This is a genomic window from Allobosea sp., assembly GCF_048595345.1.
Taxonomy (GTDB): domain Bacteria; phylum Pseudomonadota; class Alphaproteobacteria; order Rhizobiales; family Beijerinckiaceae; genus Allobosea.
The window spans coordinates 1-23,858 of sequence record NZ_JBMDWH010000029.1; the positions used below are offsets into that span (position 1 = coordinate 1).

The 23,858-nt window shown below is 68.2% G+C and carries 23 protein-coding genes; 12 read left to right on the forward strand and 11 right to left on the reverse strand.

Annotated features, from left to right (window positions below):
• The 4 genes from ACOJTB_RS03805 to ACOJTB_RS03820 all read left to right on the forward strand — a co-directional run.
• The coding region (locus ACOJTB_RS03805; protein WP_420101190.1) for an ABC transporter permease at positions 1–796 on the forward strand (796 nt) is incomplete at its 5' end.
• Positions 797–813: 17 nt separating this feature from the next.
• Positions 814–2,613 (forward strand): gamma-glutamyltransferase family protein, encoded by a 1,800-nt coding sequence (locus ACOJTB_RS03810; RefSeq protein ID WP_420101191.1) that lies wholly within the window; start codon positions 814–816, stop codon positions 2,611–2,613.
• 11 nt (positions 2,614–2,624) lie between these two features.
• Positions 2,625–3,353 (forward strand): DUF1028 domain-containing protein, encoded by a 729-nt coding sequence (locus tag ACOJTB_RS03815; protein WP_420101192.1) that lies wholly within the window; start codon positions 2,625–2,627, stop codon positions 3,351–3,353.
• A gap of 122 nt (positions 3,354–3,475) precedes the next feature.
• A complete protein-coding gene (locus ACOJTB_RS03820; RefSeq protein WP_420101193.1) occupies positions 3,476–3,940 on the forward strand; it encodes a hypothetical protein in 465 nt (154 codons plus the stop codon).
• 6 nt (positions 3,941–3,946) lie between these two features.
• Here ACOJTB_RS03820 and ACOJTB_RS03825 read toward each other — a convergent pair whose 3' ends face one another.
• The 9 genes from ACOJTB_RS03825 to ACOJTB_RS03865 all read right to left on the reverse strand — a co-directional run bounded on the left by ACOJTB_RS03825 (position 3,947) and on the right by ACOJTB_RS03865 (position 14,010).
• On the reverse strand, positions 3,947–5,062 hold the full coding sequence (locus tag ACOJTB_RS03825) for an alanine racemase (protein WP_420101194.1): 1,116 nt from the start codon (positions 5,060–5,062) through the stop codon (positions 3,947–3,949).
• 2 nt (positions 5,063–5,064) lie between these two features.
• Positions 5,065–5,523: a RidA family protein gene (locus ACOJTB_RS03830; RefSeq protein ID WP_420101195.1), complete on the reverse strand. Its 459-nt coding sequence runs from the start codon at positions 5,521–5,523 to the stop codon at positions 5,065–5,067.
• A 32-nt stretch (positions 5,524–5,555) separates the two neighbouring features.
• Positions 5,556–6,047, reverse strand: coding sequence for a GNAT family N-acetyltransferase (locus tag ACOJTB_RS03835; RefSeq protein ID WP_420101196.1), 492 nt, complete (start codon positions 6,045–6,047; stop codon positions 5,556–5,558).
• Between the two features lie 202 nt (positions 6,048–6,249).
• Positions 6,250–7,413 (reverse strand): amidohydrolase/deacetylase family metallohydrolase, encoded by a 1,164-nt coding sequence (locus tag ACOJTB_RS03840; RefSeq protein ID WP_420101197.1) that lies wholly within the window; start codon positions 7,411–7,413, stop codon positions 6,250–6,252.
• Between the two features lie 159 nt (positions 7,414–7,572).
• Positions 7,573–8,481, reverse strand: a complete 909-nt coding sequence (locus ACOJTB_RS03845) for an ABC transporter permease (RefSeq protein WP_420101198.1) — start codon at positions 8,479–8,481, stop codon at positions 7,573–7,575.
• A gap of 2 nt (positions 8,482–8,483) precedes the next feature.
• Entirely contained in the window at positions 8,484–9,425 is a 942-nt protein-coding gene (locus tag ACOJTB_RS03850; RefSeq protein ID WP_420101199.1) for an ABC transporter permease, read from the reverse strand.
• Positions 9,426–9,555: 130 nt separating this feature from the next.
• Complete coding sequence (locus ACOJTB_RS03855) at positions 9,556–11,151, reverse strand: ABC transporter substrate-binding protein (RefSeq protein ID WP_420101200.1); 1,596 nt, start codon at positions 11,149–11,151, stop codon at positions 9,556–9,558.
• Positions 11,152–11,356: 205 nt separating this feature from the next.
• A complete protein-coding gene (locus ACOJTB_RS03860; RefSeq protein ID WP_420101201.1) occupies positions 11,357–12,769 on the reverse strand; it encodes an amidase in 1,413 nt (470 codons plus the stop codon).
• An 11-nt stretch (positions 12,770–12,780) separates the two neighbouring features.
• Positions 12,781–14,010 (reverse strand): M20 family metallo-hydrolase, encoded by a 1,230-nt coding sequence (locus tag ACOJTB_RS03865; RefSeq protein WP_420101202.1) that lies wholly within the window; start codon positions 14,008–14,010, stop codon positions 12,781–12,783.
• A gap of 132 nt (positions 14,011–14,142) precedes the next feature.
• Here ACOJTB_RS03865 and ACOJTB_RS03870 point away from each other — a divergent pair, with 132 nt between their 5' ends.
• From ACOJTB_RS03870 to mbfA, 4 genes are all read left to right on the forward strand, one after another.
• Positions 14,143–15,579, forward strand: a complete 1,437-nt coding sequence (locus tag ACOJTB_RS03870) for an MATE family efflux transporter (RefSeq protein WP_420101203.1) — start codon at positions 14,143–14,145, stop codon at positions 15,577–15,579.
• A 247-nt stretch (positions 15,580–15,826) separates the two neighbouring features.
• Positions 15,827–16,531: a L,D-transpeptidase gene (locus tag ACOJTB_RS03875; RefSeq protein ID WP_420101211.1), complete on the forward strand. Its 705-nt coding sequence runs from the start codon at positions 15,827–15,829 to the stop codon at positions 16,529–16,531.
• Between the two features lie 125 nt (positions 16,532–16,656).
• Positions 16,657–17,508, forward strand: a complete 852-nt coding sequence (locus ACOJTB_RS03880; RefSeq protein ID WP_420101204.1) for a DUF2076 domain-containing protein — start codon at positions 16,657–16,659, stop codon at positions 17,506–17,508.
• Positions 17,509–17,649: 141 nt separating this feature from the next.
• Positions 17,650–18,606 carry an iron exporter MbfA gene (gene mbfA / locus ACOJTB_RS03885; RefSeq protein WP_420101205.1) on the forward strand — a complete coding sequence of 319 codons (957 nt, stop codon included), beginning with the start codon at positions 17,650–17,652 and terminating at the stop codon, positions 18,604–18,606.
• A gap of 19 nt (positions 18,607–18,625) precedes the next feature.
• Here the strand turns inward: mbfA and ACOJTB_RS03890 are convergent, their stop codons facing one another.
• Both ACOJTB_RS03890 and ACOJTB_RS03895 read right to left on the reverse strand, forming a co-directional pair.
• Positions 18,626–19,450, reverse strand: coding sequence for a L,D-transpeptidase (locus ACOJTB_RS03890; RefSeq protein ID WP_420101206.1), 825 nt, complete (start codon positions 19,448–19,450; stop codon positions 18,626–18,628).
• Positions 19,451–19,606: 156 nt separating this feature from the next.
• Positions 19,607–21,034, reverse strand: coding sequence for a lipopolysaccharide biosynthesis protein (locus ACOJTB_RS03895; protein ID WP_420101207.1), 1,428 nt, complete (start codon positions 21,032–21,034; stop codon positions 19,607–19,609).
• A 198-nt stretch (positions 21,035–21,232) separates the two neighbouring features.
• Between ACOJTB_RS03895 and ACOJTB_RS03900 the strand changes: the two genes are divergently transcribed.
• The 4 genes from ACOJTB_RS03900 to groEL all read left to right on the forward strand — a co-directional run.
• A complete protein-coding gene (locus tag ACOJTB_RS03900; RefSeq protein ID WP_420101208.1) occupies positions 21,233–21,730 on the forward strand; it encodes a GNAT family N-acetyltransferase in 498 nt (165 codons plus the stop codon).
• The gene (locus ACOJTB_RS03905; RefSeq protein WP_420101209.1) at positions 21,727–22,569 is read left to right on the forward strand and encodes a DMT family transporter; all 843 of its coding nucleotides are present in this window, start codon (positions 21,727–21,729) and stop codon (positions 22,567–22,569) included. Before ACOJTB_RS03900 ends, ACOJTB_RS03905 begins: the two co-directional genes overlap by 4 nt.
• Positions 22,570–22,842: 273 nt before the next feature.
• Positions 22,843–23,130, forward strand: coding sequence for a co-chaperone GroES (gene groES, locus ACOJTB_RS03910; RefSeq protein ID WP_291652266.1), 288 nt, complete (start codon positions 22,843–22,845; stop codon positions 23,128–23,130).
• Between the two features lie 48 nt (positions 23,131–23,178).
• Positions 23,179–23,858 (forward strand): chaperonin GroEL (gene groEL, locus ACOJTB_RS03915; RefSeq protein ID WP_420101210.1); only part of this gene is annotated, 680 nt, incomplete at its 3' end.

Sequence of the window (23,858 nt, forward strand, 5' to 3'; positions counted from 1 at the left end):
CAAATCGGCGCTGATCGGCGGCAGCCTCGTGCTGGTCTTCGTGCTAATGGCGGTTCTGGCCCCCATCCTGCCGCTGGCGGACCCGTTCAAGTCGAATTTCCTCGCCATCCGCAAGCCGCCCTCGGAGCTTTACTGGTTCGGCACGGACGAGCTGGGGCGCGATCAGGTCACGCGCCTGTTCTTCGGGGCGCGCGCCTCGCTTCTCGCGGGCATCGTCTCCGTGCTGATCGCCCTCGCCATCGGCATCCCCTTCGGCCTCGTCGCCGGCTGGTATGGCGGGTGGACCGACATCGTGATCTCGCGCTTCACCGAGGCGATGCTGGCCTGCCCCTTCCTGATCCTCGCCATCGCCTTCGCCGCGGTGCTGGGCCCCTCGCTGACCAATGCGATGATCGCGATCGGGCTGTCGGCGGTACCGATCTTCATCCGGCTCGTACGCGGGCAGGTGATGAGCGTGAAGGCGGAGGATTTCGTCGAGGGCGCGCGGTCGGTCGGTGCGCGCGATCTGCGCCTGATGTTCCGCCATGTCCTGCCCAACACCCTGTCCCCCATCGTGGTGCAATCGACTTTGTTCATGGCGCAGGCGATCATCCTCGAAGCTGCGCTCTCCTTCCTCGGCCTCGGCCAGCAGCCGCCGGCACCGTCATGGGGCCAGATGCTGAACGTCGCGAAGAATTTCATGGAGCAGGCGCCGTGGATGTCGGTGGCGCCGGGCGTCTGCATCTTTCTGTGCGTCCTCGGGTTCAACCTGCTCGGCGACGGCCTGCGCGACGCGCTCGATCCGAAAGAAAACTAGGTCTTCAGGAAACGCCCATGTTCACCACCCGCCCCGAGATCCTCGGCACCTTCGGCGTCGTCACCTCGACGCATTGGCTCGCCACCGCGTCGGGCATGGCCATGCTCGAAAAGGGCGGCAATGCCTTCGACGCCTGTGCCGCCGCCGCCTTCGTGCTGCAGGTCGTCGAGCCGCATCTGGTCGGCCCGGCCGGTGACATGCCCGCGGTGTTCTATTCGGCCGAGACGAAGAAGGTGGAGGTGCTCTGCGCGCAGGGGCCGGCGCCGCAGGCGGCGACGATCGCAGCCTACAAAGACCTCGGCCTCGACCTCATTCCGGGGTCGGGCCTGCTCGCGACGGTCGTTCCCGGCGCCTTCGGCGGCTGGATGACGCTGTTGCGCGACCACGGCCGGCTGACGCTGCGCGAGGTGCTGGAGCCGGCGATCGGCTATTTCGAGAACGGGCATCCGATGCTGCCGCGCGTTTCGGATTCGATCCGCGAGCTCACCGATCTCTTCACCGGCGAATGGCCGAGCTCCGGCGCGGTCTATCTGCCGGGCGGCAACGTGCCTGAAGCGCGCAAACTCTTCGCCAACAAGGCGGCCGCCGCCACCTATCGGCGCATTCTCGACGAGGCGGAAGCCGCCGGCTCCGACCGGCAGAAGCAGATCCAGGCGGCCTACGACGCCTGGTACAAGGGCTTCGTCGCCGAGGCGATGGACCGCTTCTGCCGCACGCAGGAGGTGATGGATTCGTCGGGCCGGCGTCACAAGGGCCTGCTCACCGCAGACGACATGGCGCGCTGGCAGCCGAGCTACGAGGCGCCCGCTTCGGTGCGCTACCATGATTGGGAGGTGCACAAGATCGGCCCGTGGGGCCAGGGCCCGGTCTTCCTGCAGACGCTGAAGATCCTGGAAGGGATCGACCTCGCCGGCATGGGGCCGGCGAGCCCCGAATTCGTCCACCATGTCACCGAGGCCATGAAGCTCGCCTTCGCCGATCGCGAGGCCTATTACGGCGATCCGGATTTCGTGCAGGTGCCGCTGGCGACGCTGCTCTCGGCCGATTACGCGGCCGGCCGGCGCGGATTGATCGGCGAGCAGGCTTCGCTGGAGCTGAGGCCCGGCATCGTGCCGGGCTATGAGGAGCAGGTGGCGCGGGCGATGAAGGCGCTCGGCGCGGTGCAGCAGCCGGGTTCGGTCAGCGCCGCCGTCGGCGAGCCGACCATGGCCTCGATGGTCGCGGCGGGCCGCAAGGGCGACACGGTCCATATCGACGTCATCGACAAATGGGGCAACATGATCGCGGCGACGCCGTCCGGCGGCTGGCTGCAATCCTCGCCCGTCATTCCGGAACTCGGCTTCCCGCTCAACTCGCGCGCACAGATGTTCTGGCTGGAGGAAGGGCTGCCGGCCTCGCTGGCGCCGGGCAAGCGCCCGCGCACGACGCTGACGCCGACCCTCGCCTTCGAGAACGGCGAGCCGCGCCTCGCCTTCGGCACACCGGGCGGCGACCAGCAGGAGCAATGGCAGCTCGGGCTTTTCCTGCGCCGCGTCCATCACGGCCTCAACCTGCAGGAGGCGATCGATTTGCCGCTGTTCCACACGCAGCATTGCCCCTCCTCCTTCTATCCGCGCGGCTCGCGTCCGGGCCATCTCATGGTTGAGGAGAGCATCGGTGCCGCCGCTCTCGCCGAGCTGGAACGTCGCGGCCACAAGGTCGAGAAAGCGCCGGCCTGGACGGTGGGGCGTCTCACCGCCGCGGAGCGCAGCGATGACGGCCTCTTGCGCGCGGCCGCGACGCCGCGTCTGATGCAGGCCTATGCCGCCGGCCGCTGAGGGCATGCCGAATGACCTGGTCCATCGTCGCGCGTGATGCCGCCACCGGCGCCTTCGGCGTCGCCGTCTCCACCTGCGCCTTCGCCGTCGGCGCGCGCGTGCCCTATGGCGGCGGGCGCGTCGGGGCGATCGCGACGCAGGCCTTCGTCAATCCGCTCTATGGCGTGGATGGCCTCAGGCTTCTGCAGGAAGGCCGCTCGGCGCTCGAGATCGTCGCGGCGCTGACTGCGGCCGATGAGGGCCGCGCGCATCGCCAGCTCCATGTCATCGACCGCGACGGCAAGATCGCCGCCCATACCGGCGCCGCCTGCATCGACTGGTGCGGCGCGGTGGACGGGCCGCAGATCTCCGTGGCGGGGAACATGCTCGCAGGTCCCGAAGTGGTGCAGGAGACGCTGAAGGCCTATGTCGCGGCCTCGGCGCTGGATTTCGACGAAAGGCTGCTGGTGGCGCTGGAAGCCGGCGAGAAAGCGGGCGGCGACAAGCGTGGCCGGCAATCCGCCGCGATCCGCATCTGGTCCGGCGAGCCGGTGCCCAGCCTCGACATCCGCGTCGACGACCACACCGATCCGCTCGCCGAGCTGCGCCGGCTCTGGCGCGTGGCGCATCAGCGCGCGGTGCCGTTCCAGCAGGCCTCGCCTTCGCGCGCGCGGCCGGCTGGCGTGACGGACCGGGCGGAGCTCGACCGGCTTTGCGCGGAGTATGCGGCGGCGTGGAACGCGCGGCATCCGCAGTCCTAGTCCGCACTGGCTTCGCAGGAGAAGACCGGTCAAGCCCGGCTGCGGCGCGGGGCGAGCGTGCGAGGCTTGTGCATTGGCCGTTTCCGCCCGATGCTCCGGCTGGACGCAGGCGGGGGCTGGGTATGGCATCGGAAACGGAGGCGCTTCTGCGCCGGATTGCGACGCTGGAAGCGCAGGTCGAGGCCCTGAGGCAGGTCATCGAGGTCGGGCCGAGCGGGGTGACCCTGCGCAGCAGCGGCGCCTTGAGCCTGAGCGCCGCCGGTCCTTTCACGTTGAAATCGGGCGGCATGCTGGAGTTGCAGGCGCAGAGCACGCTCACCTTGCGGACCATGCAGGGGCTTTCGCTCACCGGCAATGCGGTGGCGCTCTCGGCCTTTTCCCGCTTCGAGGCGAATAGCGGAAAAACCGTCGAACTCGTCGCCGGCGATGGCGTGTCCGTCAAGTCCGGTGCCGCCGCCCTGAGCCTCAAGAAGGACGGCAACACCATGCTGGACGGGCGCGACATCACGCTGAAGGCGAGCGGCAGGATCGACGCCAAAAGCAGCGCCGATCTCTCGCTCCGGGGCTCCAAAATCTCGCAGAACTGACCGCGGTCAGGTCAGCTTGCCGCGTGCCGCCACTGGCAACTCGCCGATCAGCCTGTCGCCACGCACGGTGACCAGCCGGTCGACCATGTTGACCACGACGCAGACATGGTTCGGGACCACGCGCACGATCTCGCCGACCACCGGCCGCTCGTTGGAGCCGGAAAGATCGAGGAAGCCGTGCTCCTCGGCGAACTGGGCGATGCGGGCGGAGGGGTATTCGAGGATCAGCCCATGGCCCTCCAGGCCGCCGGTATCGCTCGTCAGGGTCTTGGAGCCGGAATCTAGGATGCCGCGATCGGCGCCGGCGCGGCTCACCACCGTCGCATAGACGGTCAGCGCGCAGTCCTCGAGCGAGGCGACGCCGGCCGCCATCTGCATGCGGTCATTGAAGATCGAGGTGCCGGAGCGATGCTCGGTCGAGCCCTTGAGCTTGCCGATGTTCGGCAGATTCGGCGAGCCACCCGTGGAGACAATGCCGGCTTCCAGCCCCGCATCGGCGAGACCGGCCTTGGCGGTGTCGAGGAAGATCTGTGTGCGCTCCCAGCCATCCTCCGGCGGATACATCAGGAAGCCGGCAAAGGTGAGCCCCGGCGAGGCGGCGATCATCTTCGCGAGCTCGACGGCCTCGCCCGGCGTCTCGACGCCGGCGCGCTTTCGGCCTGTGTCGCATTCGACGACGACCTCGAGGTCGCGCCCGGCGATCTCGGCAGCGCGGGGCAGGCCCGAGATGGTGACGGGGTTGTCGGCGGCGACGATCATCCGCACGCGGCGCTGAAGTGCGCCGAGGCGCCCGAGCTTCTCCTCGCCGAGGATGTTGTAGCTGATCAGGATGTCGTCGATGCCGCCATCTGCCATCACCTCGGCCTCGCCGAGCTTCTGGCAGGTGATGCCCCGCGCGCCGGCCTCGATCTGGAGGCGCGCAAGCTCCGGCGATTTGTGCGTCTTGATATGCGGGCGGTTGGCGACCCCTGCCGCGTCGCAGGTGGCCTGAAGCCGGGCGATATTGGCCTCGACCTTGTCGAGGTCGATCACGACGGCCGGCGTGCCGAAGACACGCGCGATCTCGGCCGCGAGCGGCGTCGCCGCCTTCGCGTCGAGCGAGGGCGATGTGGTCGCGGTCACGCTCACGGCAGCACCCGGATGATCGCCTCGATCTCGACCGGCATATTGCCTGGCAGCGAGCCCATGCCGACCGCCGAGCGGGCATGGCGGCCGTTCTCGCCGAGCACCGCCACGAGCAGGTCGGAACAGCCATTGATCACCTTCGGCTGGTCGCCGAACTCCGGCACGGCGTTGACCATGCCCAGCAGCTTCACCACCTCGACCTTGTCGAGCGAACCGGCCGCTTCCTTCATCGCCGCCAGCAGACCAAGGCCCGTGTTCTTGGCGAACTCATAGGCCTGCTCGGTGGTGAACTCCTGGCCGACCTTGCCGTTCGGAATCGAGCCGTCCGGATGGCGCGGCCCCTGCCCCGACAGGAAGACGAGATCGCCGACCTTCTTGAAGCGGACGTAATTCGCCATAGGCGCCACGACAGCGGGAAGCGTGAGACCCAGCTCCGCGAGTTTCTGTTCTGCGCTCATCGGCGTCGTCTCCGTTTTCGGATGGCTTCGGTTCAGTTCGGCCCATCAGGGCCGAGCGGGCGTTCGAGATAGAGGGCGGCATCGTCATAGCTCGCGAGCTTCGCCGCAAGAGCAGGAACATTCCGTTCGCGAAAGCCATGGCGCTGCCAGAAGCCGGACGAACCGGCGACGGCGACCAACGCCAGGCAAGGCAGGCCGGAGCGCAGCGCAAGATCGGCTACGGCCGTGACGGCCGCGCTGCCCGCCCCGCTGCCTCGCGCAGCCGGCAGGAGCGCGAGGTCGTGAATGTAGAAGCAGCCGGGCCGCGCCGGCAGCACCCCCAGCAGGCTGTCCAGCGCCGGCGGCGCGGCGCAATCCCAGGGGTGGCTCACGAGATAGCCGAGCAGACCCTCCGGCCCGTCGAGCAGCAGGCAGCCTTCGGGAAAGAGGCGCAGGCGCTCGGCGAAGACCGCATGGTCCTCCGGATAGGCCGGATGGACGGCGGCGGCGATCGCCATGACGGCCGGCAGGTCGGCGGCGGTCATGGGGCGCCAGCTGGCCTTTGGCATCACGGTTCCCGGCGTGACTGGCGGCTCGTCGAAAAGCGCGAGTCATCCCGGACGCAGCGAAGCGGAGCTCCGGGATCCATCGAAGAGCGCCGGAGCCCTCCGATGGGTCGCGGAGCGGCGCGGCTTCGCCGCTTGTCCGGGATGACGCCGGGGTTTCCGACCGCATCCACTCTGCGACTCAGCCTGCCGCCTTCGGGAATTTGTTCGTCCGCTTCGGGTGCCACCATTTGCCCTTCAGCACGACGCCCTCCGAAACGATCTTGCGGTCGCCGGTCAGGTGCTCGCCGACGACGTCGACATAGTCGAACTTACCCTCCTTGACGGTGAGCACCGTCGCATCGCCGAGCGAGCCGACCTTGAGCGAGCCGTATTCGGGCCGCTTTAGGGCCATGGCGGCATTGACGGTCGAGGCGGCGACGACGTTTCCGAGGCTCATCCCCATGCAGAGGAATTTCGACATGGTGGTGACCTGGTCGTAGGCCGGGCCCTCGATGCAGAGCTTGTGAACGTCCGAGGAGATCACATCCGGCTCGAACCCGTTGGCGAGCATGGCGCGCGTCGTCTTGAAGGAGAACGAGCCCTTGCCGTGGCCGATGTCGAAGATGACGCCGCGCTTGCGGGCCGCCACCACCTCCGGCTTCACGGTGCCCTGTGCCGTGCAGGGGGCATTCGGGAAGGGGCGGAAAGCGTGGGTCAGCACATCGCCCGGCCGCAGCATGGCGATGACCTCCTCATAGGATGGCGGCGGATGATCGATATGGCACATCAGCGGCATACCGACCTCCTCGGCCACCTGCAGCGCCACGTTGAGCGGCTTGGTGCCCTGGTCGCCCGAGGCGTGCAGGCCGACGCGGACCTTGATGCCGACGATCAGGTCGCGGTTCCTGTCGGCGACCTCGGCGCAATCGATCGGGTTCATCAGGCGCATGTCGCCGCTCTCGCCGACCATGACGCGATGGTCGAAGCCGTAGATGCCCGCATGGGACACATGGAGATAGGCGAGGATGCGGGCCTGGCTCTGCTCGATCACATGCTTGCGGAAGCCCGGCCAGTTGCCAGGCCCGGCCGAGCCGGTATCGACCGAGGTGGTGACGCCAGACATGCGGCAGAACTCGTCGGCGTCGATGCCCAGCGAGGTGCCGCCCCAATAGACATGGGTGTGCAGGTCGATGAGCCCTGGCGTCAGGATGTAGCCCGAGAGGTCGCGGGTTTCCCTGGCCCCCTTCAGATCCTGTCCGAAGCCAGAGACCTTGCCGTCTGCGAAGGCGACATCGATGACGCCGTCATGCTTCTGCGACGGGTCGATGACGCGAGCGCCCTTGAGGATCAGATCATGGGTCATGGCTGGCTTTCCGCAGCGTGCTGAATGTGCGTGGGATCGTGACGAGCGAGCCGCGGCAGGCTCGGAGCGGGTGGCTTCGGCGTCAAGCAGCGGCAGTGGGGGGCAAGGGTTGCTTCGCCGGCAGGACGGGCCGCGCCGGAGGGCGCGGCCGCGATCGGGTCACAGCCTTTTCGCGATCCTGGGGTCGAGCGAGTCTCTCAGCCCGTCGCCGAGGAGGTTCACGGCCAGCACGGTGATCGAGAGGAAGATGGCGGGGAACATGATGATATGCGGCTTCACCTGCCAGAGCGCCCTGCCCTCGGCCATGATGTTGCCCCAGGAGGGGGTGGAGGGCGGCACGCCGGCACCGATGAAGGAGAGGATCGCTTCCACGATCATGGCGCTGGCGCAGATATAGGTGGCCTGCACGCTCATCGGCGCGAAGGTGTTGGGCAGGATGTGGCGGAAGATGATGCGCGGAACGCGGGCACCGTTGGCCACCGCCGCCTCGACATAGGGCTGCTCGCGCAGCGAGAGCACGACGCCGCGCACGAGGCGCGCCACGCGCGGAATCTCGGCGATGGTGATGGCGACGATGACGTTGCCGATGGAGCCGCGGGTCAGCGCCATCAAGGCGATGGCGAGCAGGATCGGCGGGATCGACATCATGCCGTCGATGATCCGCATGATGATGCCGTCCGACCAGCGTACGAAGCCGGCGACGAGGCCGATGGCCAGACCCACCACAGAGGCGAAGACCGCGACGGCAAAGCCGACCACCAGCGAGACGCGCGCGCCGTAGATCACGCGCGAATAGACGTCCCGCCCCAGCATGTCGGTGCCGAACCAATACAGCTCGGAGGGCACGCGTGTCCGTCGCGCGGGAGAGATCGCCGTCGGGTCGACGGTGCCCAGCAGCGGGGCGAAGATCGCCACCAGCGCCATCAATACGAGCAGGCCGCCGCCCACGGCGACGGAGGGGTGGCGGCGCAGATAGCGCCAGAAGCGCGCGGCGGAGCCGGGCGCGGCGGGCTTCACCGGCTCGGCGGCGGCGGGCAGCGCGGAAGCGGAGGTGGCGGGAGCTGACATGGTCAATACCGGATCCGCGGGTCGACGAGGGTGTAGGTGAGGTCGATCAGCAGGTTCACGAGCACGTAGACCAGGCTGAACATCAGCACGACGCCCTGGATGACGGGATAGTCGCGCCGCAGGATGGCATCGACGGTGAGGCGGCCGAGGCCGGGGATGGCGAAGACGCTCTCGGTCACGACCGCGCCGCCAATCAGCAGGGCGATGCCGATGCCGATGATGGTGACGACCGGCACCGCGGCGTTCTTCAGCGAATGCAGAAAGAGCACGTCCTTCTGCGCCACGCCCTTGGCCTGCGCGGTGCGGACATAATCCTGCTGCAGCACCTCGAGCATGGTGGCGCGGGTGATGCGCGCGATCAGCGCGATATAGACCAGGCCCAGCGTCACCGCCGGCAGGATGAGGTTCTTGAACCAGGGCCAGACACCGTTGGCGAGGGGGGTGTAGCCTTGCACCGGCAGCCATTCGAGATGGAGCGCGAAAATCCAGGCCAGCAGGTAGCCGACGACGAAGACGGGCACGGAGAAGCCGAAGACGGCGAAGGCCATGGCACCTTTGTCGATCCAGGTTCCCGCCTTCCAGGCGGCGATGACGCCCATCGGCACCGCGATCACCACGGCGAAGATCAGCGTCAGCACCATCAGCGACAGGGTGGGCTCGATGCGCTGGCGGATCAGTTCGGTCACCGGCAGGTTGGTGAAGATCGACGTGCCCAGATCGCCCTGGATCACCCGCCAGGTCCATTCGCCGAAGCGCACCAGATAGGGCCGGTCGAGGCCGAGGCTGGCGCGGATGCGCTCAACATCGGCGGGAGAGGCCTGATCGCCCGCGATGATCGCGGCAGGATCGCCGGGCGCGACATAGAGCAGCGAGAAGACGAAAAGCGCAACGAACGCCATCACCGGGATGGTGGTGACGATCCGTCTGACGACGAATGCAAGCATGAGCGGCGATTACCTTCTTTGAAAGACCGTTGCGGGGCCCGTCGTCGTGCGGGCCCCGCCTTTCGTGAAAGGCGAAGCGTGCAACTTCGCGGCCGGAGCGGGCAGCGCGCCCGCGCCGGACCCTGTGGGGTCAGGCCTTGCTGACGCCCCAGAAGACCGGCAGCGGGCCGCTGGTGACGCCCGAGACGTTCTTCCGCCAGGCCTGGTAGCTCAGGTAGAAGCCGGTCGGCGCGAACACGACATTTTCGACCGCCGCTTGGTTGAGCCGGCCAATGACCGCCTTCTCCTCGGCGAGATCCTTGGCCTTGAACCAGTTCGTCACCTCGGTCTCGACCGCCGGCACGTTCGGCCAGCCGAACCAGGCCTTGTCGCCATTGGCGCGGATCGCGGTGTAGGAGGCCGGGTTCACGCAGTCGGCCCCGGCATGCCAGGTGTGGAACATGCTCCAGCCGCCCTGGTCCGGCGGGGTCTTCTGGGCGCGGCGGGCGCCGACCGTGCCCCAGTCGGTCGCGACGAAATCGACCTTCAGGCCGATGCTCTTGAGCAACTCGGCGGTGACGTCGCCCATCGACTTGGTCGCCGCCATGTCCTGCGCGACGACGCAGACGACCGGCTCGCCCTTGTAACCGGATTCGGCCAGCAGCTTCTTGGCCTCGGCGACATTGCGCTTCTTCAGCATCTCGCCGCCCTGCTCGGTGTAGAGCGGGGTGCCGGGCGTGAAGAAGCCGGGCAGCGACTTCCAGAGCTTGTCGTCGTCGCCGACGACGGCACGCATGTAATCTTCCTGATTCAGTGCCGTCAGCACGGCCTGCCGAACCTTCTGATTGTTGAAGGGCGGGAACAGGTGGTTCATGCGGAAGGCGCCGATATTGCCGAGCGGATCGCCGATATCGACGCTGATATCCTTGTGCTTGCGCAGCGTCGGCACGAGGTCGGCGAGCGGGGTCTCCCACCAGTCCACCTCGCCGCTCTGCAGGGCGGCAGCGGCGGTCGCGGCGTCGGGAATGATGACCCATTCGATGCGATCGACCAGCATGGTCTTGCCGCCGGCGAGCCAGTCGGGCTTTTCGCTGCGGGGCTTGTAGTCGGCGAATTTCTCGAACACCGCCTTGGCGCCCGGCACCCAGTCGCTCTTCAGGAACTTCATCGGGCCGGAGCCGATATATTCCGTGATCTGGGTGAAGGGGTCGGTCTTGGCGATGCGCTCGGGCATGATGAAGGTGCAGGGCGCGTTGTTCTTGGCCAGCGCCAGCAGCATCTTGGGATAGGGCTCCTTGAGCACCCATTTCCAGGTCAGTTCGTCGACCGGCGCCAGCTCCACCTGGATCGCGCGCAGCATCAGCCCCATCGGGTCGCGGGCCGACCAGCGCGCGAGGCTGGCGACCACGTCCTTCGAGGTCACCGGCGAGCCGTCATGGAATTTCAGGCCCGAGCGCAGCTTGAACGTCCAGGTCAGGCCATCGGAGGACACCTCCTCGCTCTCGACCATCTGGCGCTGCGGCTGGAACTTGGAATCGACGCCGTAGAGCGTATCCCAGACCAGGGCGGCTGCGTTGCGCACGACATATTGCGTGCCCCAGATCGGGTCGAAATTGGCGAGGTTTGCCTGGGGCACGAACCGCAAGGTCTTGCTGGCCGATTGAGCCAGTGCGGGCATGGCGAGCCCGCCTGTCGCGGCGGCGAGGCCGGCCCCGGTGGCGGATTTCAGAAACGTCCTGCGATCCATCTGTCACTCCCCTGCGATGACGGCCTCTGAGCGGGCAGCCTTGGCGCGAGTTTGGGCAGAAAAATCCCGCCTGACAACACGCTCCGGCGCCTCTCCGAGACCCGGTGCGCGTCTGCACGCTTCGTGCCAAACGCCAAAAGGGGCCGGAATCCGGCCCCTTACCCCGATTGCTGCCCGATAAAGGCGAAGCTTGAAAAAAGCGGGATTAAACCGATTTGATCGGCTCATCGACCCGTTCGAAGGGGCGGGCCTGCTCGAAAGCCGCCGCGGCGCGGAGCACCAGAGCATCCTTGCCGAAAGCGCCGACGATCTGCAGCCCGGCCGGCAACCCGCCGGAGGTAAGGCCGCAGGGCACCGAGACGGCCGGCTGCTGGGTGATGTTGAAGGGGTAGGTGAAGGGCGTCCAGCGCGTCCAGTCCTCACCATAGGCGCCATGGGCCGGCGTGTTGCGGCCGACCTCGAAGGCCGGCAGCGGCAGGGTCGGGGTGAGCAGCAGGTCATAGCGCGCATGGAAGCGCGCCATCACCAGCGCGAGCGCGTTGCGCTGGTTCAGGAGCGCATCGACATAAGCCGCCGAGGAAATCCGCTCGCCATGCTCGGCCACCGCGACGAGACCGGGATCCATGCGCCCGCGGCCTTGCGCATCGACGCCGCGCAAGGCCAGGGCAGCGCCCGCGGCCCAGAGCGTCGTCAGCGTCTCGATCGGATCGGCGAAGCCCGGCTCGGCCTCCTCCACCGTGGCACCCAGTTCGGCGAAGATGTTCGCAGCCGCCTGTGTGAGCGCGGCGATCTCGGGATCGACCGGCACGTCAAGGCCGAGCTTCGGCGACCAGGCGACGCGAAGGCCGCGCAGGCCGCCCTTCAGCCCATCGACGAAATCCGGCGGGCGGCCGGTCATCGCAGTCATGTCGCGCTCGTCCGGCTGGCCGATCACCTTCATCGCCAGAGCGGTGTCGGTCACGGTACGGGTGAGCGGCCCCAGATGCGCGAGAAAGCCCATGGTCGAGATCGGCCAGGCCGGAACGCGGCCATAGCTGGGCTTCAAGCCGACGACGCCGGTGAAGGCGGCGGGGATGCGCACGGAGCCGGCGCCGTCCGTGCCGATATGGATGCAGCCGAGATTGAGCGCGGCGCAGGCGGCGGCGCCGGACGAGGAGCCGCCCGGCCCGGTTCCGGTGTTCCAGGGGTTGCGGGTGATGCCGGAAAGCGGCGAGTCGCCCACGCCCTTCCAGCCATATTCCGGCATCGTCGTCTTGCCGAGAAAGACGGTTCCGGCCTCGCGCAGCCGCGCGCTCGCCGGTGAGTCCTCGGACGAGGGCGTATCCGAGGCCAGCGCCGAGCCGCGCCGCATCGGCCAGCCGGCAATGGCGATGTTGTCCTTGATCGTCACCGGCACGCCGTCCAGCGGGCCGAGCGGATCGCCCTTGAGCCAGCGCGTCTGCGAGGCCTCGGCCATGGCGAGCGTCACGGCCTCGTCCCGCAGCACGAAAGCATTGATCTGAGGCTCGAAGCGCTCGATCCGCGCCAGAGCGTCCTTGGCGACCTCGACGGGGGACAGCTCGCGGCTGGCATAGAGCGGGCCGAGCTCGGCGGCCGAAAGCGAGGGGATGGCGGTCATGGGATCGTCCTTCAGGCGTTGGCGAGGCGCCAGGCGGCGCTCAGCAGCACGTTGGCGCCCGCGACGATGTCGTCCTCCGTGCTGAACTCGGCCGGGTTGTGCGACAGCCCGCCGATGGAGGGAATGAAGATCATCGCCGTCGGGCAGATGCGCGACATCATCTGCGCGTCATGGCCGGCTCCGGAGATCATGCGGCGCACCGGCAAGCCGAATTCCGCCGCGCTGCGCTCGACCTCGGCGATCAGCGGCTCGGCGAAGGGCGTCGCCGGAAAGCGCGCGAGATCGCGGAAGGAGATCGCGATGTCGTCGCGCACCGACAGCTCGGCGCAGAAGCTCCGCACCGCTTCCTCTGCGCGGGCGAGCGAAGCATCGTCCGGATTGCGCAGATCGAGCGTCATCGTCACCGTCTCCGGCACGACGTTGACGTTGGCCGGCTGAACCCGGATCACGCCCATATTGGCCAGCTGCCCGGGGATCGTCTTCGTCAGTTCGTTGGCGAAGATGGCGATGCGGGCCGCGGCGAGCCCCGGATCCTTGCGATAGGCCATCGGTGTGGTGCCCGCATGGCTTGGGCGCCCCTTCAGGGTCAACTCCAGCCAGACGATCGCCTGGATGCCGGTGACGGCGCCGATGCCGCCGCCCTCGTTCTCCAGCACCGGGCCCTGCTCGATGTGATATTCCAGATAGGCATGGGCGGGCAGGAAGCCCGGCTGCTCGGCGCCTTCATAGCCGATGCGCTTCAGCTCGGCGCCGAGCCCGACGCCGTCCGAATCGACCTCCGCATGGGCCGCCGCGACGCTCATGCCGCCGGCCCAGACATAGGAGCCGAGCATGTCGGGGTGAAAACGCGCGCCCTCCTCGTTGGTGAAGGCGATCACGGCGAGGTCGCGCTTCGGCACGAGCCCGGCATCGCGCAAAGCCGCCAGCACCTCGACCCCCGCGACGACGCCGAGCGCCCCGTCATAGCGCCCGCCAGTGCCGACCGTGTCGATATGCGAGCCCATGATGACGGCCGGGCCGTCCTCCTGGCCCTTGAGGATGCCGACGATATTGCCGATCGCGTCGATGCGGATATCGAGGCCCAGGCCCTCGAGCTGATTCACCAGCCAGTCGCGCCCCTGCCGGTCCTCGTCGGTCAGAGCCAGGCGGCGGCAGCCGCCTTCGGGTGTCGCGCCGATCGCGGCCAGCTCCGCGAGCCTCGCGGTCAGCCGTGCCCCGTCGATCCGCAGATTGGTGCTCATATCCGTGATCTCCCCATCCGGCGACGCAAGATGCAGGCCGCCTCGCGGCTTGTCGACCCGTCCGGCACGCATCTGCCTGCGCGCGCAGGATGGCTGTCCCGCGAGGCGCGCGCGGGCTAGAAGCGGCGTCCCATGTCGATCGACCTGCCTATTCTCGCGCCAGACTCCGCCTCGCCGAGCGCCACCGCGCGCCGGCCTTGGCTGGCGGAAGCGCTCGCCATGCTGACGCTCGGCTGGCCGCTCGTGCTGACCAATGTCGCGCAGACGGCGATGACCGCGACGGATGTGGTGATGATGGGCCATCTCGGTCCGCAGGCCCTGGCGGCGGGCGCGCTCGGCGGCAATCTCTACATGGCGTTCCTGATCTTCGGAATCGGGGTGATGGCGGCGGTCTCGCCGATGACGGCGATCGAGCTGGGCAGGAACCGCCATGCCGTGCGGGAGGTCCGCCGCACGGTGAGGCAGGGCTTCTGGGCGGCGGTGACAATGGCGCTGCCGATGTGGCTCGTGCTCTGGCAGGCCGAGGCGATCCTGCTCGGGCTCGGGCAGGATCCGGTGCTGGCGCGCATGGCGGCCTCCTATCTGAGCACCCTGCAATGGGGTCTGCTGCCGTTCTTCTTCTATCTCGGCCTGCGCGGCTTCGTCGCCTCGCTGCAGCGGCCGCGCTGGGCGATGCTCGTCGTGCTGCTGGCCCTGCCCTTCAACGCTTTCGCCAATTGGTGCCTGATGTTCGGCCATCTCGGCTTTCCGGCGCTGGGGCTGCCGGGCTCGGGGCTTGCGACGTCGATGGCCTCGCTGCTGATGTTCCTGGGCCTGGCACTCGTGGTGACGCTCGACCGGCGCTTTCGGCGCTACCGTCTGTTCGGCCGCTTCTGGGTTGCGGATTGGCCGCGCTACCGGGCCTATTGGCGCATCGGCTTTCCGATCGGCGTCACCGTCGCCTTCGAGGTCGTGGTGTTCAACGGGGCGGCCTTCCTGATGGGGCTTCTCGGCGCCACCCCGCTCGCGGCCCATGCGATCGCGATCCAGATCGCCTCGCTGACCTTCATGGTGCCGCTCGGTATCGGCCAGGCCGGGACGGTCAGGGTCGGGCGCGCCTTCGGCGCCGGGGATCGCGACGGAGTGCGGCGTGCCGGGGCGGTGGCGATCGTGCTCGGCCTCGGCTTCATGGCGCTGACGGCGCTGCTGATGCTGCTGGCGCCCGGTCTGCTCGTCACGCCCTTCCTCGACCAGAGCCGCCCCGGCGCGGCGGAGGTCGCACAGCTCGCCATGAGTTTCCTGCTGTTCGCGGCGATCTTCCAGCTCGCCGACGGCGCGCAGGTCGTCGGCTCCTCGATCCTGCGCGGGTTGGGCGATACGCGCGTGCCGATGATCTTCGCCGGGGTCGGCTATTGGGCGATCGGGCTGCCGCTCTCGGCCGCGCTCGGCTTCCTGACGCCGCTCGCCGGGCGGGGCATCTGGATCGGTCTGGCGATCGCGCTCGCCATCGTCGCCGCGCTGATGCTCGGCCGCTGGTTCTCGCGGGAGAGGCTGGGCCTGATGGCCGGCATGCGAGCCGACGAGAGCTGAGCCCTCCTGCTCCCGTGGGGATCGTTGCGCCAGGGCAACACCGGATGTCGGCCATGTTTCCGCCACATCAAATCCGCGCCGTGGCCATCCCGCCCATCTTGAAACGCATGACGCAGGGGCGCAGGGAACCGTGACCCCGCATTCCCGTTAGTCATCGCCCGCATTTGAACAGAGCTGTTTCTCAATGTCCTCCGATATGCCGAACGCCTCGCCTCTCGCCCGCCCGACGCGGCGTCTTTTCGCCGCGATGACGCCGCTGCTGCTGGCAGCCTGCGTCAGCCGCCGCCAGGAGCCGTTCGAGGTGCAGCAGCCGCGCGGCCGCTACGCCATCAGCCCGGAATATCTCGAGATGTATGGCGAGAAGCCCAACGAGAAGTTCCCGCTGCCGGAGACCGATATTTCGGAGGTAGACCCGAAGTTCCTGCGTCAGGTGGTGGATTACCGGACGAGCGAGCACCCGGGCACCATCGTCGTCGATACCGACAACCGCTTCCTCTATCTCGTCCAGCCCGGCGGCAGGGCGATCCGCTATGGCATCGGCGTCGGCAAGCAGGGCATGTCCTGGCGCGGGCGGGCCACCGTGCAGCGCAAGGCGGAGTGGCCGCGCTGGACGCCGACGCCGGACATGATTCGCCGCGACCCCAAGAAGAACGGCCCCTGGGCCGGCGGCATGCAGGGCGGCCTCGACAACCCGCTCGGCCCGCGCGCCCTCTACCTCTACCAGAACGGCCGCGACACGATGTATCGCATCCATGGCACCTCCGAGCCGTGGTCGATCGGCAAGTCGGTGTCGTCCGGCTGCATCCGCCTGTTCAACCAGGACATCATCGACCTTTATGGCCGCGTGCCCACCGGCACCAATGTGCTCGTGCTCAACCGCGGCACGCTGCAGCGCATGGATGCGGACGAGGCTCCGCCGGCCGACGAGGACGATTTCGTTCCGACCTATTGAAGACCGGCCCGGTCAGGCCGACGATTTTGCAGGGCGCGGCATCGGCCGCGCCTTGATACCGTCACAGGACCCACCCACTTCTCTCCTTGCGGCACTTCAGCGCCGCGCAACGAGAGGAGATGACGATGACGCCGCAGGAACGCGACGTGATCGCCGGGATTTTCGATCGGCTCAAGCAGGCCGCCAATCAGCCCCGCGACCCGCAAGCCGAAGCCTTCATCGCGGAGCGGCTGCGCGAGCAGCCCTATGCGCCCTATGCGATGGCGCAGTCCATCTATGTCCAGGAGCAGGCGGTCGCCAATCTGCACCAGCAGGTCGAGAGCCTGCAGGCTCAGCTGCGCGAGTTGCAGGCCAAGGCGGCCGAGCCTGCACCGGCTGCTGGCGGGTTCCTCTCCGGCATCTTCGGCGGGGCGCCAGCCCAGCCGCGGGCCGGTTCGGTGCCGCCGATCCCGCAGAGGGCCGACGCCCAGCCCTCTTCGGCCTGGAACATGCAGCCGGCGCAGCCGCAGGGCTATGCGCCCCAGCAGCAAGGCTATGGCCAGCCCCAGCCGGCTCCGGCTCCCAGTCCCTGGGCGAACCAGCCGCAGCAGGCGCCTCAACCGGCCGGTCGCGGCAGCGGCTTCATGGCCAGCGCGCTGACCACGGCCGCTGGCGTCGCCGGCGGCATGATGCTCGGCAGCGTGCTGACGAATGCGTTCAGCGGCGCGTCGCACGGCGCCAGCAGCCTCGCCAATTCGGTCGGCGGCTTCGGCTCGGGCAATGGCGCGGCCAGCCAGCAGGCAGCCTATGCCGAAGGCGCGCAGGACCAGGCCGCCTATGACAAGGGTGCCGGCGATCAGGCGCGGGTCGATCAGGCCTCCGACAGCTCGCGCGGCTCGGGTCAGGATGACAGCCCCGGTCTCGACCAGGCGAATTACGACCAGGGCTATGACGACAGCAGCTTCGACGGAGGCGGCGACGACGACAGCTGGGTGTGACGACCAGTCCCTCCGCAGTCCAAAGCTCCAGCGACAGTCACGATGCCCGCCTCCTCCGAGGCGGGTATTTTTTTGGGTGTCCCCTTCCCCTTTCAGCAGAGACGTTCTAGATTGGAATTATTCTAATCTAGGATATCTGGCATGAAGCGGTTCGACGAACTCGGCGAGGCCGAAATTCTGGCGCTGGCCATCGCCAGCGAGGAGGAGGATGCGCGCATTTATCTGACCTTCGCCCAGCGCCTGCGTGGTAACTATCCGCATTCGGCGAAGATGTTCGAGGATATGGCGGCTGAGGAGCACGGGCACCGGCACCGTCTGCTCTCGCTCTATGAGAGTCGTTTCGGCCAGGAATTGCCGCTGATCACGCGCCAGGACGTCAAGGGCTTCCTGAAGCGGAACCCGATCTGGCTGCACGAGGATCTCCAGCTCGATGCCGCGCGCCGCCATGTCGCGCTGATGGAGGTGGAGGCCAGCCGCTTCTATGCCAGCGCCGCCGAACGCTCGCACGACACTGGCACGCGCAAGCTGCTCGCCGATCTGGCGGAGGAAGAGCGCGGCCATGAGAGCAGGGCGGAACAGCTCGGCGAGGAGCTCAAGACCTCCGGAGCGGCGGATGAGGAGGAGGAGACGCGCAAGCGGTTGTTCGTGCTCCAGATCGTGCAGCCGGCGCTGGCGGGGCTGATCGACGGCTCGGTCTCGACGCTGGCGCCGATCTTCGCCGCCGCCTTCGCGACGCATGATTCCTGGAACGCCTTCGTGGTGGGTCTGGCCGCCTCGATCGGCGCCGGCATCAGCATGGGCCTGACCGAGGCGCTGTCGGATGACGGGCTCGTCACCGGGCGCGGTCATCCCTGGGTGCGCGGCGCCGCCTGCGGCCTCGCTACCGCGATCGGCGGGCTGGGCCATACGCTGCCCTATCTGATCCCGGATTTCTGGCTGGCAACGGCCGTCGCAGGCATCATCGTCGCCATCGAGCTGATCGTGATCGCTTGGGTGCGGTACCGCTACATGGAGACGCCCTTCACCTCCGCGATCGTGCAGATCGTGCTGGGCGGCCTTCTGGTGCTGGCGACGGGTATTCTGATCGGAAGCTCGTAGGACAGCGCGGCCCGCGCCGTCACATCACCACGACCCTGGCGCCGACACCGACCCGTCCGTAGAGGTCCACGACATCGTCATTGGTCATGCGAATGCATCCCGATGAGACCTCGCGCCCGATCGTGTTGGGCTCGTTGGTGCCGTGGATGCGATAAAGCGTGGAGCCGAGATAGAGCGCGCGGGCGCCGAGCGGGTTTTCCGGGCCACCGGCCATGAAGCGCGGCAGATCGGGCCGACGCTTGAGCATCTCGGCCGGCGGCGTCCAGCTCGGCCATTCGGCCTTGCGGGTGATCGTCTTGACGCCGGCCCAGGAGAAGCCGGGGCGCCCGACGCCGATGCCATAACGCACCGCCCGGCCGCCGGGCTGCACGAGGTAGAGAAACTTCTGCGGGGTGTCGATCACGATCGTGCCCGGCTTGTGCGGGCCGTCATAGGCGACCTCCTGCTTGCGGAAGCGCGGATCGACCACCGCCTGGATGCCGCCCTGCGGGGCGAGCGGCTCGCCGAGTGACGCCTCCTGCCGCAGCGCGCGCGGGCGGCTGCGACTCTCGAAGGGATCGGCCTCGTAGCCGACGGGCGCGCCGACGCTCTGGCCGTAGGCATAGCCGCCGGGGCGGTTGTAGACGGCGCCGGCGCGGCCATAGGGGGTCGGGTCGCGGCCGGTCATCACCATCTCGATGAAGCCGCCGCCATAGCCGGAGCGCGGCTGGCCGTAGCGGCTCTGCGCCGCCTGCATCATCGGGTCCTGCTGCGGCGCATAGCCGTAACCCTGGGCGAGGACGGGCCGGGCCAGCGCGAGCGCGCCGAGGCAGGTGAGGAGCGGCAGAAGGCGGGCGGGACGCATGAGGCAACTCTCTCGGGCATCGGTCCGCGCATGCTGGGGAGGGAAGCGACAGCAAAAGGTGAATCGCGGGGGCGGTGAGTGCCGCAGCAACGTGCGAAGGCTCACATTCGTTGCATTAACCTTAGCGGGTGCCGAAGAGGCAGGGTTAAGGGCGCATCAACGCAGACGCCGACGGCTCCGCAACCGTGCCAGCAGAAGCCGACCCCAGCCGCCGACATCGCAGCCGAGCACGAAGCCGAGATAGATGCCTGCGCCGAGCAGGATCTGCAGCGGCAGCTCGATCGCCGGGGCGAAGCGGCCCTGAAGGGGCCAGAGCAGCGCCGCCATGGCCAGCGTCGCAAGGAGCACGATGGCGGTATCACGCAGCGGAGGCGCCTCCGGCAGCCGGGGCAGAACCAGCGCCGCGCCGAGCAGCATCACCGCGACGAGCGCCGCGCTCTGGGCCACAGGTGCAGTGCCGGCCCCATGCCCTGGCGCCAGCAGCACCAGCAGAAGGAGGTTCAGCGCCAAGGCGAGAAGCGCCATCAGGGTCGTCGCGAGCGTGCGCTTGTCGAGCAGGAAGACCGGAGCGAGCGCCGCCTGGAACGCGGCGAGCGCCGCGAAGCCCGGGAGCAGCAGCGCCATATCCGCAGCGAAATGCCCCCGGAAAGCCATGGGCACCACGAGCTTCTCGAAAGCCGGCAGCACCAGCCAGAGCCCCACTGCCGCCGGAAGCACCACCGCGAGGGCCAGAACGATGTTGCGGCCGATCTGGGCCAGCGCCGCGGCCCGCCCCGAAATCTCGTCCAGGCGCAGCACATGGCGCAGCGCCAGGATCTCGACCGTCGTCGCCAGCGTGCCGAAGAGCTTCAGCCCGATATCGGAGGCGAGCGAGAAATAGCCCGCCTCGGCCAGTCCGTGGGTTTCGGCCAGCCAGGTGCGGTTGAGCAGCGGGATCAGTGAGTAGACGGCATTGCCCGCGACCAGCGGCAGGCCGTAGCGCAGGATCTCGCCGGCCCAGTCGCGGCGGAAGGTGGCAGGGCGCAAAGGCCCGTCCGAGAGCGCGGCCCGCACGCTCAGCACCGCGACCAGCGACGCCGCGAGCCCGCCCAGCACGACCGGCAGCGGCTCCCGCGTGGCCCAGGCGAGACCGACCATCACCGCGAGGGCCACCGCGCAACGCAGGAGCACCAGCCTGGCATAGACCCGGTCGAGGAAGAGGGCGCGCGCGAGCACGCCGTAATATTCGAACCATCCGGTGCCGATTCCGGCCGCCACAGCCGCAGCCAGCAGCGCCGGAGGCAGGCCGATGCGCCAGCCCGCCGCGGCGACGATTGCCGGGACGAGGCATAAAAGCAGCGCGGCCCCGATGAAGACGAGATCGAGCGTGGCGCGGATTTCGGGCTCGGCCTCCCGCGTGCGAGCCGAATAGAAGCGCACCGCCGCGAGCTTGATCCAGTCCAGCCCCGCCGTCGCCAGCAGGACGACGGTCGCTGCCGCGATGGCGTAGAGGCCGAAGGCGGCCGGCCCCAGAAAGGCGGCGATCAGCAGGCCGAGCGCAAAATTGACGCCGGCATTGACCATGAAAGGCACAAGGAGGGTCATGCGACGCTGGTTTCGCCCGGCGATGGCGGCGCGAGCCGGTCTGGCTCGCTCCCCGCGCTCATTCTGGCCTACCGCCTGTCCGCGCCGTTTCCAAGAGGGGCCCGGGCCGGGCTCCCGCGGAAGGCCCTTGCATGGGCGGAATACGCCGATGCCGGCGCACCCCTAGGCGAAAGACGCCATTGTGCCTACAGGCACGTCATGACCGCCCTACCCGTCATTCGCCCTGCCCTCGACGGCGATTCCGAGCCCCTGGCGGCACTGATCGCGGCGAGTTTCTCCGAATACCCAAACTGCCATTTCATCTGGGACGAATTCCCGGAGCTGCGCAGCCCGGCAAGCAGCTTTTCGGCGACGGGCGGCCGGCTCTGGGTCGCCGATGCGCCGGGTGGGGGCATCGCGGCCTCGCTGGGCGCGACACCGGTGCCGGCGCAGAACGCCATCGAGATCACCAAGGTCTATGCCGACCCCGCCTTTCGCGGCAGCGGGCTGGCGCAGGCGCTGTTTGCCGAGGCGCTTGGTTTCGCGCGCGCGGGCGGCTTCGCCGAGATGATGCTGTGGTCGGATACGCGCTTCGCGCGGGGCCACCGCTTCTACGAGAAGCTCGGCTTCCGCCGCTGGCCCGGCGAGCGTTATCTGGCCGACGCCTCAGAGACCTGGGAGTATCATTTCCGCCTGCCGCTGGGGCCCGCCTCGTGAGCCTCACCACGGCGCTGCGGGCCGCGCTGGGCATCGCGCTCCTCACCGTCATGGATGCGGTGGTGAAGGGGCAGATGCAGCAGCACGGTTTCCTGCTGGCGCTATTCATGCGCTTCGCCATGGGTGGGCTCGCGGCGCTTCTCGTGCTGGCGATCGCGCGCCCGCCGCGACCGACCCGCGCGAGCCTGACCGGAAATCTCATACGGGTTCCGCTGGTCGTCCTCACGGCCGGCAGCTTCTTCTACTCGATCTCGGTCCTGCCGCTGGCCGAGGCGCTGACGCTCTCCTTCCTGGCGCCGGTCTTCGTGGCGCTGCTGGGCGCGCTGCTGCTGCGCGAGAGGATCGACAACCGCGTGCTGCAGGCGCTGGGCTTCGGGCTCGCGGGCATGCTCGTCATGGTCTGGCCGCGGCTGCAGGGACATGTCAGCGGCGCCGGGCTCGGCGTGGCCGCGGCCCTGTTCTCGGCCGTGAGCTACGCCTTCAACCTGATCCTGCTGCGGCGCATCGCGACACGCGAGCACCCCGTCGTGATCGTCGCCTTCCAGGCGGTCGGCCCGGCCATCCTGCTCGCGATCCCCGCCTGGCAGGTGATGCAGCCGATGGGTTGGCGCGATCTGGCGGCCTATGGCCTCGCCGGCGTGCTCGGCGTCGCCGGGCATCTGCTCCTCACATCCGCCTATGCGCGGGCGCCGGCGGCGAAGCTCGCCGCGATCGAATACACCGCGCTGATCTGGGCGAGCCTGCTCGGCTTCGTCTTCTTCGCCGAAGTGCCGCTCTACACCACCTTCGCCGGTGCGGTGCTGATCGTGGCGGGTGCGGTGGCGGTCAGCCGGCGCTGAGGAGCTGACTTACCTCTGGGGCGCAGCAGCCGGGCGGAGCCGGCTGTCGTCATTCCGCCATCTCGGCATGGTCGAAGACGCCTCGCTGCCGTCGCGTCCGCGGCCCTGCCGCCTCCCTGCCGTTCACTTTATCGCGCGGCTCATTCTTGACTCTCCGCACGCCCCGTCCTATCTCCGCGGCACCTGTTAGCACTCCGATCCGGTGACTGCTAACAGCCTCCCCGGGGCCCTCGTGGCGCCCGAACCGAATAAGACCGAGAGGAAGACAGAACCATGAAGTTCCGTCCTTTGCATGACCGCGTCGTGGTCCGCCGCCTGGACAGCGAAGAGAAGACCAAGGGTGGCATCATCATCCCCGAGACCGCCAAGGAAAAGCCCCAGGAGGGCGAGGTGGTCGCCGTCGGTCCGGGCGCTCGTGACGAGGCCGGCAAGCTCGTCGCTCTCGACGTGAAGAAGGGCGACCGAGTCCTGTTCGGCAAGTGGTCCGGCACCGAGGTCAAGATCGACGGCCAGGATCTCCTGATCATGAAGGAATCCGACATCATGGGCGTCGTCGGCTGATCGCCTGAGACCCCGTTTTCCGAAATCCCGATCTAAGGAGTAGCTCTCATGGCTGCCAAAGACGTCAAGTTCTCCTCCGACGCGCGCGACAAGATGCTGCGCGGCGTCGACATCCTCGCCAATGCCGTCAAGGTCACGCTGGGCCCCAAGGGCCGCAACGTCGTGATCGAGAAGTCGTTCGGCGCACCGCGCATCACCAAGGACGGCGTCACCGTCGCCAAGGAGATCGAGCTCGCCGACAAGTTCGAGAACATGGGCGCCCAGATGGTTCGCGAAGTCGCGTCCCGTCAGAACGACCATGCCGGCGACGGCACCACCACCGCCACCGTGCTCGCACAGGCGATCGTCCGTGAAGGCGCCAAGTCGGTTGCCGCCGGCATGAACCCGATGGATCTGAAGCGCGGCATCGATCTCGCCGTCGAGGCGATCGTTTCGGACCTCAAGAAGAACGCCAAGAAGGTCACCTCCAACGGCGAAGTCGCCCAGGTCGGCACCATCTCGGCCAACGGCGATTCCTCGGTCGGCGAGATGATCTCGAAGGCCATGCAGAAGGTCGGCAACGAGGGTGTCATCACCGTCGAGGAAGCCAAGACCGCCGAGACCGAGCTCGACGTCGTCGAGGGCATGCAGTTCGACCGCGGCTATCTCTCGCCCTACTTCATCACCAACTCCGAGAAGATGGTCGCCGAGCTCGACGACCCCTACATCCTCGTCTTCGAGAAGAAGCT

Excerpts from the sequence above, each read along its gene's own strand:
- ACOJTB_RS03865 (WP_420101202.1), bottom strand. The coding sequence starts at position 14,010 with ATGAGCACCAATCTGCGGATCGACGGGGCACGGCTGACCGCGAGGCTC.
- ACOJTB_RS03850 (WP_420101199.1), bottom strand. The coding sequence starts at position 9,425 with ATGCTTGCATTCGTCGTCAGACGGATCGTCACCACCATCCCGGTGATG.
- mbfA (WP_420101205.1), top strand. The coding sequence starts at position 17,650 with ATGAAGCGGTTCGACGAACTCGGCGAGGCCGAAATTCTGGCGCTGGCC.
- ACOJTB_RS03860 (WP_420101201.1), bottom strand. The coding sequence starts at position 12,769 with ATGACCGCCATCCCCTCGCTTTCGGCCGCCGAGCTCGGCCCGCTCTAT.
- ACOJTB_RS03810 (WP_420101191.1), top strand. The coding sequence starts at position 814 with ATGTTCACCACCCGCCCCGAGATCCTCGGCACCTTCGGCGTCGTCACC.
- ACOJTB_RS03900 (WP_420101208.1), top strand. The coding sequence starts at position 21,233 with ATGACCGCCCTACCCGTCATTCGCCCTGCCCTCGACGGCGATTCCGAG.
- ACOJTB_RS03815 (WP_420101192.1), top strand. The coding sequence starts at position 2,625 with ATGACCTGGTCCATCGTCGCGCGTGATGCCGCCACCGGCGCCTTCGGC.
- ACOJTB_RS03895 (WP_420101207.1), bottom strand. The coding sequence starts at position 21,034 with ATGACCCTCCTTGTGCCTTTCATGGTCAATGCCGGCGTCAATTTTGCG.
- groES (WP_291652266.1), top strand. The coding sequence starts at position 22,843 with ATGAAGTTCCGTCCTTTGCATGACCGCGTCGTGGTCCGCCGCCTGGAC.
- ACOJTB_RS03840 (WP_420101197.1), bottom strand. The coding sequence starts at position 7,413 with ATGACCCATGATCTGATCCTCAAGGGCGCTCGCGTCATCGACCCGTCG.
- ACOJTB_RS03875 (WP_420101211.1), top strand. The coding sequence starts at position 15,827 with ATGACGCCGCTGCTGCTGGCAGCCTGCGTCAGCCGCCGCCAGGAGCCG.
- ACOJTB_RS03870 (WP_420101203.1), top strand. The coding sequence starts at position 14,143 with ATGTCGATCGACCTGCCTATTCTCGCGCCAGACTCCGCCTCGCCGAGC.
- ACOJTB_RS03835 (WP_420101196.1), bottom strand. The coding sequence starts at position 6,047 with ATGACCGCCGCCGACCTGCCGGCCGTCATGGCGATCGCCGCCGCCGTC.
- ACOJTB_RS03845 (WP_420101198.1), bottom strand. The coding sequence starts at position 8,481 with ATGTCAGCTCCCGCCACCTCCGCTTCCGCGCTGCCCGCCGCCGCCGAG.
- ACOJTB_RS03855 (WP_420101200.1), bottom strand. The coding sequence starts at position 11,151 with ATGGATCGCAGGACGTTTCTGAAATCCGCCACCGGGGCCGGCCTCGCC.
- ACOJTB_RS03820 (WP_420101193.1), top strand. The coding sequence starts at position 3,476 with ATGGCATCGGAAACGGAGGCGCTTCTGCGCCGGATTGCGACGCTGGAA.
- ACOJTB_RS03880 (WP_420101204.1), top strand. The coding sequence starts at position 16,657 with ATGACGCCGCAGGAACGCGACGTGATCGCCGGGATTTTCGATCGGCTC.
- ACOJTB_RS03830 (WP_420101195.1), bottom strand. The coding sequence starts at position 5,523 with ATGAGCGCAGAACAGAAACTCGCGGAGCTGGGTCTCACGCTTCCCGCT.
- ACOJTB_RS03890 (WP_420101206.1), bottom strand. The coding sequence starts at position 19,450 with ATGCGTCCCGCCCGCCTTCTGCCGCTCCTCACCTGCCTCGGCGCGCTC.